Here is a 13,328-nt window from a genome sequence, read left to right on the forward strand (position 1 = left end):
ATCGGGGGAGACTTCCCCCTTTCGGGCGCATAGCTCAGTTGGTTAGAGCGCGACACTGATAATGTCGAGGTCCGTGGTTCGAGTCCACGTGCGCCCACTTCCGCGGCTCGTTTCGGATGCGCGAGGCCGAAAACGCTTCGCCTTCTGGCGAATGCGGATATCGGCGTGAGAGCGAAAACTGCCGGCGGTAACTACCGTAGGCAGCGAAGAATCGAACGCTGCGGGGCCGTAACTCAATTGGGAGAGTGCCACCTTTGCAAGGTGGAAGTTGTCGGTTCGACCCCGATCGGCTCCACTCGGACAAGATCCTGAAAAATCCCGCTCGACGGGGTTGACCAGCGACCGAGTCCGAATAGAATCCTGCCTTCCCTGACGGGAAGCTTCGGCGGCCAGACCCGCCGGTAAACGTTCTTTGACAATTCAGCAGCGGTGATCGTTGGTATCGAGCGGGTCGCGGAAACGCGGCGTGCGAGGTCGGCGGTCTCTGGTCATGCCGACGGAATCGTCGAAGCCGCAAGGCTTCGGGGGTGACGGAGTCGGGCTGGAGGCAATCGGTTTCGGCGTCGGGCGGATGCGATCCGCACACGACAAAAAGCGAGCGCCTTGTTTGATTTAAGCGCTGTCCGTTCGCAAAAGCCGGACAGCGGTCGATCGGCTCGAAAGAGCCGGGAGGCAGCTTGAATCACTCGAAGGTCTTGCGAAGCCGAGGGTCGCGTCGTCGGTCGTGCTCTTCCGTGAGGAACGGCAGGATCGGTCGGTCGGATGAAAGAAGGGTCGAGAGGCCTGGGCGTCATGTGGTCGAAAGCGGCGTGCGAAACGGTTTCGCAGAAATGGCGAGACCCGCCGGGGCTGGTTTCTTCTTGCAGAGGAGAGCTGGTCGCTGGCGTTTTCTGGCGATTCCTTGCGAAGGTCGACTGCGGTCGGTTCTGGTGTCGGAAGCGGGTTCTTCGGGGCCTGGTTTTGATATGAGGGTCGAGAGCGGTTCGATTCGGATGCGGGAGCGTGGGAAAATTGCGGTCAAGTTACTAAGGGCGCATGGGGGATGTCTTGGCGTCAGAAGAAGAGGCGTGGAAGTCTGCGAAAAGCCCGGGGGAGCCGACAAACAGGCGCCGATCCCGGGATTCCTCGGATAACCCAGGGAACTGAAACATCTAAGTACCTGGAGGAAGAGAAAGAAAAATCGATTCCGTCAGTAGCGGCGAGCGAAAGCGGAAGAGCCCAAACCGGAAGGGTTTCCCTTCTGGGGTTGTAGGGCCGCACTTTTAGAAGCAGGCGGATAGCGGAACGGTTTGGAAAGGCCGGCCATAGCGGGTGACAGCCCCGTACGCGAAATCCAAGAGCTTCGTGAGCGGTACCTGAGTAGGTCTGGTCACGTGAAACCCAGACTGAATCTACGGGGACCATCCCGTAAGGCTAAATACTCTCTGACGACCGATAGCGAAGAGTAGCGCGAGCGAACGATGAGAAGAACCCCGGCGAGGGGAGGAACGTGAACCTGAAACCATGCGCCTACAAGCGGTCGGAGCCCGATTCTACGGGTGACGGCGTGCCTTTTGCATAATGATCCGGCGAGTTAGCTTCTGCGGCAGGTTAAGACCTTACGGGTCGGAGCCATAGGGAAACCGAGTCTGAATAGGGCGTTAGTCGTAGGGGCTAGACACGAAACTGCGTGAACTACCCATGAGCAGGTTGAAGCGCGGGTTAAACCGCGTGGAGGACCGAACCCACTTGGGTTGAAAACCGAGGGGATGACTTGTGGGGAGGACTGAAAGTGTAATCAAACGCAGAGATAGCTTGTTCTCTCCGAAATATCTTGAGGGGTAGCCTCGAGCCACTACGTGTCGGGGGTAGAGAGACTGAATTGGATGGGGGCTCTTCCCAGGGTACCCCACCGAACCAAACTCCGAATACCGATACGACTATCTCGGGAGTCAGTCCGCGAGGGATAAGCTTCGCGGTCGAGAGGGAAACAACCCAGACCGTCGACTAAGGTCCCCAAGTCCGTCTCAGTCACTAAGGAAGTGGAATTGCAGTGACAGCCAGGATGTTGGCTTAGAAGCAGCCATCATTTAAAAAGTGCGTAACAGCTTACTGGTCGAGCAATTCCGCGCCGATAATGAACGGGAGTAAGTCGGACACCGAAGTCGCGGGCTTGAATTTTCTTCGGAAGAATCAAGCGGTAGGAGAGCGCCGCACGTCAGATACGAGCCGTACCGTAAGGAGCGGTGTTGGGGCGTGCGGGCGATTATGCCGGAATGAGTAACGATAAAGCAGGTGAGAATCCTGCTCGCCGAAAGCCTAAGGTTTCCTGGGGAAGGTAAATCCGCCCAGGGTTAGCCGGTACCTAAGTCGAGGCCGAAAGGCGTAGACGATGGATAGCGGGTTAATATTCCCGCGCCGCCACTGCTTAATACCGATGGGGGGACGGCGTCCAGAAGACGAGCGGTACGACTAGAAATGTCCGTGTACCGAACTGAGCCGGGAGGTAGGTAAATCCGCTTCCGTAAAGCAAGGTTCGGGACCGACCGCGTTGACGATCGGGAAGTCGTCGGAAGGACGTCCAAGAAAAGCCTCTAGGTGAGCATGCGACCGTACTAAAACTGACACAGGTAGGTGAGTCGAGTAGACTAAGGCGCTCGGGAGAATGGTGGTTAAGGAACTCTGCAAAATGACCCCGTAAGTTCGCGATAAGGGGTGCCCTCTGGGGTGAATAGCTCTGGGGGGCCACAGTAAATCGGCTCTAGCGACTGTTTATCAAAAACACAGGACTCTGCCAACTCGCAAGAGGATGTATAGAGTCTGACGCCTGCCCGGTGCCGGTAGGTTAAGGAAGAGGGTTAGCGTAAGCGAAGCTCGCGACCGAAGCCCCGGTAAACGGCGGCCGTAACTATGACGGTCCTAAGGTAGCGAAGTTCCTTGTCGGGTAAGTTCCGACCTGCATGAATGGCGTAACGACTGGAGCACTGTCTCAACCACCAACCCGGTGAAATTGTAGTCGTGGTGAAGATGCCACGTACCCGCGGTCAGACGGAAAGACCCCATGAACCTTTACTGTAGGCTGATATTGGGCTGAGGCATGTTCTGTGTAGGATAGGCGGGAGGCTACGAAGTTCGTGCGCCAGCACGGGCGGAGCCGACGTTGAAATACCGCCCTGAAGATGTCTTAGTTCTAACCCCGCACCGGAAAACCCGACGGGGAACAGTGTCAGTTGGGCAGTTTGACTGGGGCGGTCTCCTCCCAAAGAGTAACGGAGGAGCGCAATGGTACCCTCAGCCCGGTCGGCAATCGGGCAAAGAGCGTAAAGGTAGAAGGGTGCTTGACTGCGAGACTCCTAAGTCGAGCAGATACGAAAGTAGGTCTTAGTGATCCGGTGGTCCCGAATGGAAGGGCCATCGCTCATCAGATAAAAGGTACTCTGGGGATAACAGGCTTATCGCTCCCGAGCGCCCACAGCGGCGGAGCGGTTTGGCACCTCGATGTCGGCTCATCGCATCCTGGGGGTGAAGAAGCTCCCAAGGGTTTGGCTGTTCGCCAATGAAAGCGGTACGTGAGCTGGGTTCAGACCGTCGTGAGACAGGTCGGTCCCTATCTGCCGTGGGCGTACGAAACTTGCGAAGGTTCTTCCCTAGTACGAGAGGACTTGGAAGGACGAACCTCTGGTATCCCAGTTGTCACGCTCGTGGCATGGCTGGATAGCTATGTTCGGAAAGGATAAACGCTGAAAGCATCTAAGCGTGAAGCCCGCTTCAAGATCAGGTTTCGTAAGGACAATGTCCGAAACTCCCCTGGAAGACTACCAGGTCGATAGGCCGGAAGTGCAAACGCAGCAATGCGTGCAGCGAACCGGTACTAACGGAGAAACGCTTGACCGCAATTTTCGAGCGCTCCCGATGACGGCATAGGAATATGCCCAGGGAATCGAGAGAAGGTCGTCTAACGACGACTCGGATCTCGCCTCGCTCGCTGATTGAAGTAATCCGTACTGACGATCCCGCTGCTGAGAATACAAGTCGACGAGAGTCGACATGAGGGCCGACAGGGCTTAACCCCCTGTCGGTCCTTTTCCGGCGATCATATCGAAAAGGAAACACCTGTTCCCGTCCCGAACACAGCAGTTAAGCTTTTCGAGCCGATGATAGCTCCAAAAGAGTGAAAGCAGGTCTCGCCGGATCTTATACAACGAAAGCCTCGCCTGGCTTAAACGCCAGGCGAGGCTTTTTTCGTTGCGCGATATCCGCCGAGCGAGCATTTGCAAGCTCGGCGCTTCTCGTCGACTCGTGTCGGACGCTCCCAGTCGATGCCTGGGGGACCGACGTCCGCCAGGCTTCCGATGAGGTTCTTGTGTTCCGTTCTTAGATGAGCACGGAAGCGACCGCGTCGCAGAGGCGGTCGACGTTCGAGGGGAGGATCGCGGCGACGTTGATCCGTCCGCTTCCGACGATGTAGATCCCGTGTTCGGACTTCAGTTCGTCGACCTGCAGGGGCGTCAGTCCAGAGAAGGAGAACATCCCCCGCTGTTCGAGCAGGAAGGAGAAGTCCCGCTGCGGGACGCGCTCTTTCATCTTCGCCACGAACAGTCCGCGCATCGCGTGAATACGGTTTCGCATCGCCGCCACCTCCTCGATCCACATCGGACGGAGCTCGGCGGAGTGAAGGATGGCGTCGACGATCGCGGCGCCGAATTTCGGCGGGTTGCTGTAGTTCGTTCGGATGGCCGACTTCAGCTGGCTGAGCACCGCGGTAGCGGCGTTTCGCGTGTCGCAGACCGCCGTGACCGCTCCCACGCGCTCCGCGTAGAGTCCGAAGTTCTTCGAGAAGGAATTGCAGACGAAGAATTCGAGCCCTTCGTCGAGCAGTACTCGTACTGCCAGGGCGTCTTCCTCGATTCCGTCGCCGAAACCCTGATAGGCGAAGTCGACGACCAGGATCAGCGATTTCTCCCGAGCGATCTGCGCGACGGCTCGCCACTGCTCGGGCGAAAGATCGACGCCGCTCGGATTGTGGCAGCACGCGTGCAGAACCACCACGTCGAGCGGGGACGCCTTCTGGAGATCGCTCGTCATTCCCGCGAAGTCGAGTTCGCGGTTACCGGGCGCCAGGTAAGCGTATTGGCGACAGGCGAGTCCCGCCGCGGTGAAGATCCCTTCGTGATTGGGCCACGTCGGGCGGCTCAGCCAGACCGAGGAGTGGGGATACTGTTGAGCGAGAAAATCCGCCGTGACTCGAAGAGCGCCCGTTCCTCCCGGCGTCTGGCACGTCGCCAGCCTGCCCGCGCGAACGGCTTCGTGTTCGGCGCCGGCCAGCAGTTTCTGCGTCGCCTGGGCGTATTCGGGAAGACCGGCGATGCCGAGGTACGTTTTGGATTTCTCTCGCGACGCGACCAGTCGCTCCGCTCGCAGCACCGATTCCAGAATCGGGGTCTGTCCCGCGTCGTCCTGGTACACACCGACGGCGAGGTTCACTTTCGCCGGATTCGGATCGTTCAGGAACGCCTCGGTCAGGCCGAGGATGGGATCCGGGGGAGCGGCGGCGATCGTCTCGAACATGAGCGCGATGAAGGACGGAGAGTCGGCGTCGAACTGCGCCCTCGTTGGGAGCCGTTCCGGAGACTGCCGAGAGCCGGGAAAGGTTCGAAGCAAGCGCCGATTTTCGTTGCAGGCGTCTCCGGCGCCAACGGACCGTCAGCCCTCCGGCGGCGATTCTCCGAGGAAATTGGCGGCGCTTTGCCGGCCGATCGCAGCGAGTCGCGGGAACTTCGTTCTGTCGACGACCTCGCCGTCGCTCTGCCGCGGCCTTCCGATTCGCTGCGGCGTTCGGCGTCGTGACCTGCCGCCGGGGCGAGTGATAGAATGACGGGCGTCGCGAAGTTCGCGACATCGCTTCTCTCGCCGCGGAGTTCGGTGATGACGGTCCGACTTTCCCGTATCGCCGCGTTCTTCGTTTTTTCCATCGCCTTGGGCGTCGGAGCGTTCGCGGAAGAGGAGGGCCGGGGCCAGGGCGAACGACACAGCCCGCTGAAGCGTCCGTTCGACGTCAAGATTCAACTCGGCGATTCGGAACTCGCGATTATCGATCTGCGACCCCGGGTCGAGTACGAAAAGAGTCATCTCCCCGGCGCCGTGCATGCGGACATCGCCGAATGGAAGGCGAAGTCGCTCGCGGAGAACGGGCTCGACGATCTCGACTGGTGGGCGAAAAAGCTGGGCACGCTCGGCGTCGCGACCACCAGCCAGGTCGTCGTCTACGGCGAAAACCCCAAAGACGTCGCCCGGGCGTGGTGGATCCTGCGTTATCTCGGCGTGCAGCACGCGTCGATTCTCGACGGCGGGTTCGCGCGGTGGACGCAGGCGAGCGGCCGGCTCGAATGGGACGAGTTTCCGCCGGAGGAGCGAACGTTCGCTCCGATGCCGGAAAAGGCGAGACTCTGCCCGCTGCCGAAACTTCGCGAGTCGCTGACGTCGAAGGAGTCGAAGATTCTCGACGTCCGAAGTCCCGAAGAATACTCGGGCGAGCAGGAAGGCGAAGAAAAAGCGGACGCCGACTCGCGGTCGGGGCACATCCCCGGGGCCGCAAACCTGGAATGGTCTGAACTGCTCCAGCAGGACGGTACGTACAAGGACCCGGAAACGATCCGGGAACTGCTGCAGGAAAAAGGAATCTCTGCCGACGATTCGGTCGTCGTGCACTGCGAAGCGGGGGGAAGAGCTTCCGCCGCGGTGTTCGCGCTGGAACTGGCCGGCTTCGAGGACGTCGCCAACTATTACCCGGGCTGGACCGAGTACGGTTCCGCGAAGGGTCTTCCGACGGAGACAGGCGACGGATCGGGTTCGCCTTAGCGGTGTTCGCGAAGCGAACGGCGACGAGCGCGAATCGAGCCCTCCCTCGACGAGTTTCGGATTCTACTGACGTGACGCGGGCGGGCCCGCCCGCCTCCTTGCCGGCAAGGCGCTTCGAACCTGGTCCCGATGGATTCCAAGAGCAAGGATGGCGCGGCGATCGACCGGACGGAGATCCAGTCGCCGGCGGATCTCTCTGACGCTCGCGCGCGCAGCGTGGAACGAGCGCAGCCTCCCGGCCGCGTGCCGGGTTACACGATGGTCCGCTTCCTGGGGGCAGGCGCCTACGGCGAGGTCTGGGAGGCCCGCAACAACAACACCCAGCGCCGGGTGGCGATCAAGTACTTCACCCGCGGCGATCTCGACTTCTCCGCGCTGGGGCAGGAAGTCGACAAGCTCCTCAAGCTAGCGAACGATCGCTACGTGGTGCAGGTGCTCGAGGTCGGCTGGGACGCCGATCCGCCCTATTACGTGATGGACTTCCTGGAATTCGGGAGTCTCGACGATCTGCTTCGGCAGAAGGGGACGCTTACCGCGGCGGAAGCGCTGGAGCAGTTTCGCGAGATCGCCGTCGCGTTGATGCATCTGCACGGTCGCGGCGTGCTGCACTGCGATCTCAAGCCGGCGAACGTCCTGCTGGACGAGGACCATCACCCGCGGCTCGCCGATTTCGGCCAGGCCCGGCTGCATAACGAACAAAATCCGGCGCTCGGAACGCTCTTCTTCATGGCGCCCGAGCAGGCCGATCTGAAGGCGATCCCTGATGCGCGGTGGGACGTCTACGCGCTCGGGGCCATCTTCTACGTTCTGGTGACGGGTTCGCCCCCGTTTCGGACCGAGCGAACGCTTTCGGAAATCGATTCGGCGGGATCGCTGCCGGCGAGGCTGCGCGCGTACCGGCAAGCCATTGCCCAGTCCCCCCCTCCGCAGGAGCACCGCCAGGTCGAAGGCGTCGACTCGGCGCTGGCGACGATCATCGATCAGTGTCTGGCCGTCGATCCCAGGAAGCGACTCGCCAGCGCTCAGAGCGTGCTGGAGAGCCTGCGTCTGCGGGAACTCAATCGTCAGCGGCGCCCACTGCTGGCGCTGGGGCTGTTCGGACCGGCGATTCTGCTGGGGATCCTGGCTTTCTTCGCCTGGGTCGGCTATCGCGAGGCGACGAGCCGCTCGCGCGAGGCGATCGTGCAGCGGGCGCAGGAATCGAATCGCTTCGCCGCCAGCTACATCGCCGCGAACGTCGCGCGCGGATTGGACGAGTACCTCGTATCGATCGAAAACGCGGCCGTCGATCCGGCGCTGATGCAGCACCTGAAGTCGGTGCAGGAAGATCCCGGGTTCGCGGAACTGCTGGCTGCCGCGCGCGAACCGGGGATCTCGCCGGAAGAGGCGAAGGCTGTCCAGGCGAAGATCATCGCGCACCCGGCGCGTCAGGAGTTTCAGCGCTATATCGAATCGTGGGGCGAGGATGCCGCGCGACCCCCGGCGGCGAGCTGGATCACCATCGATCCGAGCGGCACGCACGTGGCGGACTGGTTTTCCGCCGAGGATTCGGTCAACGTCGTCGGGCGGAATTACGCCTATCGCACGTATTTCAACGGCGGCGACCGCGATCTCGACGATAGCGCACGCCCCTCTTGCGGCGTCGGCCCGGGAGAGACCTATCTCTCGCCCGTCTTCTACAGCACCGCGGACGGGTCATGGAAAGTCATGATCACTCGCCGGGTCGTGGAGGGCGAACGGTTCCTGGGACTGGTCGGCGTCTCGGTCGAGATGGGCGGGTTTCCCCTGGCGCTGAACCGCGCGGCGAAGCGACAGCCCGAGGAAAAGCTTCCGCCGCAGTTCGCGACGCTCCTGGGCGAGCGATCGACGAACGAGGATTTCGCCGTCCTTCAGCATCCGACGCTGAAACAGATTTTCGAGCGAGACGGACGGCTGCCGCTGAAGCTGCGCGAGGCGAATTTGAGCTTCAGCTCGTCGACGATCGATGAACTGAAGCGCGAGAGCGTCCATCCGCATGTCGATCCGCTCGCGAAAGTCGCTTCGCAGATCGATCTGAGCAACGAGGAAGCGGAGGCCCTTCGAGGCGAATGGATCGGCGGCGTCGCCGACGTCGTGTTGGAGCGCGGAAGCGATGCCGAGAAAGCGTCGCGTTCGAAGGTCGTCGACAAGTCGGGACTCGTCGTCCTGGTTCAGGAAAAGGTATCGCACGTCGCCGAGCCGATCGAGGATCTGACCGGCGAACTTCGGGCCCAGGTCCGCAACGCGATCATCTTCGTCGTGCTGGTCATCGTCGCGATGTGGCTCTACGTCGTACGCATGAATCGCGACGTCCGGCGGTCGCTCGTGTCGACCCTTCGGGGCAATCGCCCAGGCGGGTCGGTCGGAGCCGCGACGCCGATGGCGGAGACGCCCGCCTCCGGCGTTCCCACCGGTCAGGCCACCGAGGCCAAGTAGCTGCGTCGGACGACGGAATCACCCGCCAGGATCTTATGACCCTTCTCTCTGCACGCGGCGGTTTTCCCAATCAGGCTTGGACGCGAGAGCTGCCGCCTGATCGACCGGTAGAGGTCGGACGCGCGGCCGGCGAGTGGTCCGCCTCCTGGGATCCGAAGATCTCGCGCGTGCATTTTCGCCTGCGCCTCCATCGCGGCCTGCTGGAGGTCGAGCAACTTCCCGATACGGCCAATCCGATGTTCCATCGGGGGCGCCGCCGAAGGCGGTTCGACCTGAAGCCGGGCGAGAGCTTCGTCGTCGGCGAGACCGTCTTCACGTTCGAGGACGGACGGGCTGCCCTGACCATGCACATGCCGGCGCCCCATCGCGAACTGACGGTCGGCGCGCATGAGTTGCGGCGGATGAACCTCAAGCCGGTCGAGCGCCGCATCGAGGCGTTGTCGCGTCTGCCGGAACTGATTTCGCGATCGGTCTCCGACGTAGAACTCTGCAAGCGCCTGACCCAGTTCCTGATCGCCAACTTTCCGCTCGCCGACGAGGCGATCGTGCTGGAAGCGCCGGTCTCGATGACGGAGGATCAGGATCCGGACGCCGACCCCAGCGAGCCGATTCGCGAACTGGCGTCCATGAAACGAAGCGGGGACGCCCCCGAACGCGGGGCGAGCCCGCGATTGATTCGCCAGGCTCTGCGAACGGGCGAGCCGGCCCTTCATCGCTGGCGGGGAGAGAGCGCGAAGAACGACGGCGAAGGCTCCTGGGCGCTGGCCGCTCCGTTCGATCGCGAAGCCTTTCCCGGCCGGCTGGCCTATCTCCGCGGTCGCGAGCCGCGCGAGGCCGACGATTTCGGCATGGAGGACGCCGCGCAGGATATGAAGCTGGCCGAGCTCGCCGTGCGGCAGATCGAAAGCGCGGCGCTCATCCTGCGGCTGCAGAAGCGGGACGGCGAGTTCCGGCGCTTCTTTTCACCGGTCGTCGTCGAAGCCCTCAAGCAGGAAGATCCGGAACAAGCCCTGGCGCCGCGCGAGGCGACGCTGACCGTGCTGTTCTGCGATCTTCGCGGCTTCACGCGCCGCACGGACGAACGGGCGGACGAGCTTCTGTCGTTTCTGGAAGACGTCAGCGACGCGCTGGGCCTGGTGACGAGCGCCGTGCTCGATCAGGAGGGCGTCGTCGGCGACTTCCACGGCGACGCCGTGATGGGCTTCTGGGGCTGGCCGATCGCGCGACCGGACGATGCGCTTCGTGCCTGTCGCGCGGCGCTCTCGGTCGCTGCGGCGTTCGAGCAGCGTGGAGCGTCGTCGGACGCGCCTCTCAACGCCGGCATCGGCATCGCGACGGGAAAGGGAGTCGCGGGTCGGATCGGGACGAGCGATCAGGCGAAGGTCACCGTCTTCGGACCGCCAGCGAATCGCGCGGCCAGGCTCGAACATTTGAACAAGCCGCTCAGCGCGACCATTCTGCTGGACGAAGCGACCGCCGCGTCGTTGCCCAAGGAGATTGCCGAGTTCGACGTGCGTAAGGTGGCGATGGTTCGACCCGCCGGAGCCCTTCGTCCCGTCTGGACGTACGAGCTGCGCACTCTGCAGCAGCGAAGCGACCTGTCCGTCGACGACCTGCGCGCGTACGAGCGCGGCGTCGAAGCGTTCACCGCGGGGAACTGGGAAGCGGCTCTCTCGGAGCTTCAACGCGTTCCGGCGACGGATCGCGTGAAGGACGTCGTCGTACGCTTCATTCTGGAGCGCCGACGCGTTCCGCCGCCGGGCTGGGACGGCGTGCTGCCCGTGGAGTAGAGCGCTTCGAGTCGGATACGTCGCACGTCGCCTCCTCCACGGAGGGCTCACGCCCTCCGCTCGCCTAGGAGGAACGCCCGACGTCGCGAGCGTCGCCGATCAGCCGCAGACGGCGGTCGAGATCCGGCTCATCATCCAGCGATTCAGCTCGCCGAACATCGGCGTGGCGAGCTCGTCGCCCTGCGGGAAGTGAGCGACCTGCAGCTTCATGCCGGCGGAGTGCAGCAACCGCAGATCGTCGGAGAAGGCGCCGTCCTCGTAACGGGTCGAGCCTTCGCAGCGGGCGATGAACATCGGAAGTTCGCGCGCTTCGAGCCAGCGACCCAGGGGCGCGCCGGAGCGGGGAAAGCGGCCCAGCAGCGACGCGGCGCCGGCGAACCGTTCGGGAGCGGCGAGCGCGACCCGCAGAGCCAACTCGCCCGCTTCATGAGCGCCGGCGAGGAAGATGCGATCCCGCGAGACTTCGCACTCTTCTTCCAAGCGCTCGACGGCGTCCAGGACCCGATCGAGGGTCTCGTACACGTCCGCGGGCGAACCCCAGGAGAAACCGCGACCTCGTTCGAGCGTTCCTCGCGGAGCGGCGCCGACGAAATTGCGGTCGCTGATCAGCGGCATCGCCGTCGTCAGTTCGCGTTCGCTCGATCCTGATCCATGAAGCCAGATCACCGCCGGATAGGCGTAGTTCGTCTCGAACCCGGTCGGCAGGAAGATCTCGCAGGGCGCCGTGTCGGAGTCGTTTCGCGAGAAGCGACCGACGTCGAACGGGCTGGACTGCGGAAAGTAGGACCGTCGGGCTTCGAGAAGAGACAGACGTCGCATCGTTCGCCTACGTCGAGCGGGAATGAAGTCGAGAGACTGCGGCGAGGTCGCAAGCTGCGGGGGCTAAATAGCCGCGGCGTCTCGTGGGCGTCAACCCAGGTTTTCACGCCGGAAGGATCTTCCGGCGGCGACTGCGATACCTGCCGGCTCGTCCGCGAAAACGAACGGGCCGACGCTTCGCAAGGCAAGCGAATCAGGCAGGCGCGGCGGCCAGGAGCTGATCCATCGAGGCGACGAGGCTCTTCACCGCGTCGACGCTCTTCTGGAACGCGGCCTTCTCGGTGTCCGTCAGCTTCAGCTCGATGACCTTCTTCACGCCGCCGTCGCCGAGGACGACGGGAACGCCGACGTAATAGCCGCCGACGCCGTACTCCTTGTCGCAGTAGGCCGCGCAGGGAATGAGGCGATTCTTGTCGCGCACGATCGCTTCGACCATCTGCGTCGAAGCCGCGGCGGGAGCGTAGTAGGCGCTTCCCGTCTTGAGCAGCTTGACGATCTCGGCGCCGCCGTCGCGGGTGCGCTGCACGATCTCTTCCAGACGCGCGGGCTCGATGAGCTGCGTCACGGGGATGCCGCCGACCGAGGTGCAACTCGGCATCGGCACCATGGTGTCGCCGTGGCCGCCCATGAGCAGGGCGGAGACGTCTTCGACGCTGACGCCCAGTTCCATGGCGAGGAACGTGCGGTAGCGCGCCGTGTCGAGCACGCCCGCCTGGCCGATGACGCGTCGCGGGTCGAAGCCGGTGACGCGCTGCATCTGCTGCACCATCGCGTCGAGCGGGTTCGACACGACGATCACGACCGCGTCGGGGCAGGACTTCTTCAGGTTCTCCGCGACCGACGAGACGATCCGGGCGTTGGTCGCCAGAAGGTCGTCGCGGCTCATGCCGGGCTTGCGGGGGATGCCGGCGGTGACGACCACGACGTCGCTCCCTGCGGCGTCGGCGTAATCGGTCGTGCCGACGATGTTCGAGTCGAACCCGACGATCGGCGAGGCCTGCATCAGATCGAGGCCCTTGCCGCTGGGCATGGTCTCGGTCATCGGAATGTCGAGCAGGACGATGTCGCCCAGTTCGGCGGCAGCGCACCAGTGAGCCGTGGTGGCGCCCACGTTGCCTGCGCCGACGATCGTGATCTTCGCTCGCTTCATGAGATTCCTCTTGGGGATCTTTCGTCGATATCGTTCGGGCTCGCTGCGACTTCGCTGGCTGCGAACAGCGTCAGCGACTTCGCGTCCTCATATTGGGCCCGTTCGTTCGCTGTCGTTCGTCGCATGAAGGCGCGACGCGCGAAACGCGAGTTCGACTTCCCTGAAGAACCGCGGCAATGAATATCGTCTTCCGGAGAACATTTTCAAGTAGGGCGTTCGCTGGAACAGCCCTTGAGTTTCTCCCTGCGATGCGCAGCGCTCGAACAAGTCGACATGCA

General features: G+C 62.8%; 6 protein-coding genes, 2 tRNA genes and 2 rRNA genes. 7 read left to right on the top strand and 3 right to left on the bottom strand.

What is annotated here, in order from left to right:
- Positions 1–23: 23 nt before the first annotated feature.
- The 4 genes from SH602x_RS16035 (at position 24) to rrf (ending at position 4,172) form a co-directional block, all read left to right on the top strand.
- Positions 24–97: transfer RNA gene (locus SH602x_RS16035), tRNA-Ile, on the top strand.
- Between the two features lie 125 nt (positions 98–222).
- Positions 223–295, top strand: a tRNA-Ala gene (locus tag SH602x_RS16040).
- A 720-nt stretch (positions 296–1,015) separates the two neighbouring features.
- Positions 1,016–3,873 (top strand): 23S ribosomal RNA (locus SH602x_RS16045).
- A 191-nt stretch (positions 3,874–4,064) separates the two neighbouring features.
- A 5S ribosomal RNA gene (gene rrf / locus SH602x_RS16050) occupies positions 4,065–4,172 on the top strand.
- A gap of 181 nt (positions 4,173–4,353) precedes the next feature.
- On the opposite strand, the gene SH602x_RS16055 is transcribed toward rrf, so the two are convergent.
- Positions 4,354–5,547 carry an amino acid aminotransferase gene (locus tag SH602x_RS16055; protein WP_479473268.1) on the bottom strand — a complete coding sequence of 398 codons (1,194 nt, stop codon included), beginning with the start codon at positions 5,545–5,547 and terminating at the stop codon, positions 4,354–4,356.
- Positions 5,548–5,904: 357 nt separating this feature from the next.
- On the opposite strand from SH602x_RS16055, the gene SH602x_RS16060 reads away from it, so the two are divergent.
- The 3 genes from SH602x_RS16060 to SH602x_RS16070 all read left to right on the top strand — a co-directional run bounded on the left by SH602x_RS16060 (position 5,905) and on the right by SH602x_RS16070 (position 11,081).
- Positions 5,905–6,837, top strand: a complete 933-nt coding sequence (locus SH602x_RS16060; RefSeq protein WP_479473269.1) for a sulfurtransferase — start codon at positions 5,905–5,907, stop codon at positions 6,835–6,837.
- 129 nt (positions 6,838–6,966) lie between these two features.
- Complete coding sequence (locus SH602x_RS16065) at positions 6,967–9,291, top strand: protein kinase domain-containing protein (protein ID WP_479473270.1); 2,325 nt, start codon at positions 6,967–6,969, stop codon at positions 9,289–9,291.
- Between the two features lie 35 nt (positions 9,292–9,326).
- Positions 9,327–11,081, top strand: a complete 1,755-nt coding sequence (locus tag SH602x_RS16070) for an adenylate/guanylate cyclase domain-containing protein (protein ID WP_479473271.1) — start codon at positions 9,327–9,329, stop codon at positions 11,079–11,081.
- A 99-nt stretch (positions 11,082–11,180) separates the two neighbouring features.
- On the opposite strand, the gene SH602x_RS16075 is transcribed toward SH602x_RS16070, so the two are convergent.
- A complete protein-coding gene (locus SH602x_RS16075) occupies positions 11,181–11,900 on the bottom strand; it encodes an alpha/beta hydrolase (protein ID WP_479473272.1) in 720 nt (239 codons plus the stop codon).
- Positions 11,901–12,093: 193 nt separating this feature from the next.
- Positions 12,094–13,050 carry a malate dehydrogenase gene (gene mdh / locus SH602x_RS16080; protein ID WP_479467189.1) on the bottom strand — a complete coding sequence of 319 codons (957 nt, stop codon included), beginning with the start codon at positions 13,048–13,050 and terminating at the stop codon, positions 12,094–12,096.
- Positions 13,051–13,328 lie beyond the last annotated feature (278 nt).

The organism is Lignipirellula cremea (assembly GCF_056501455.1).

Excerpts from the sequence above, each read along its gene's own strand:
- SH602x_RS16055 (WP_479473268.1), bottom strand. The coding sequence starts at position 5,547 with ATGTTCGAGACGATCGCCGCCGCTCCCCCGGATCCCATCCTCGGCCTG.
- SH602x_RS16060 (WP_479473269.1), top strand. The coding sequence starts at position 5,905 with ATGACGGTCCGACTTTCCCGTATCGCCGCGTTCTTCGTTTTTTCCATC.
- SH602x_RS16065 (WP_479473270.1), top strand. The coding sequence starts at position 6,967 with ATGGATTCCAAGAGCAAGGATGGCGCGGCGATCGACCGGACGGAGATC.
- SH602x_RS16070 (WP_479473271.1), top strand. The coding sequence starts at position 9,327 with ATGACCCTTCTCTCTGCACGCGGCGGTTTTCCCAATCAGGCTTGGACG.
- SH602x_RS16075 (WP_479473272.1), bottom strand. The coding sequence starts at position 11,900 with ATGCGACGTCTGTCTCTTCTCGAAGCCCGACGGTCCTACTTTCCGCAG.
- mdh (WP_479467189.1), bottom strand. The coding sequence starts at position 13,050 with ATGAAGCGAGCGAAGATCACGATCGTCGGCGCAGGCAACGTGGGCGCC.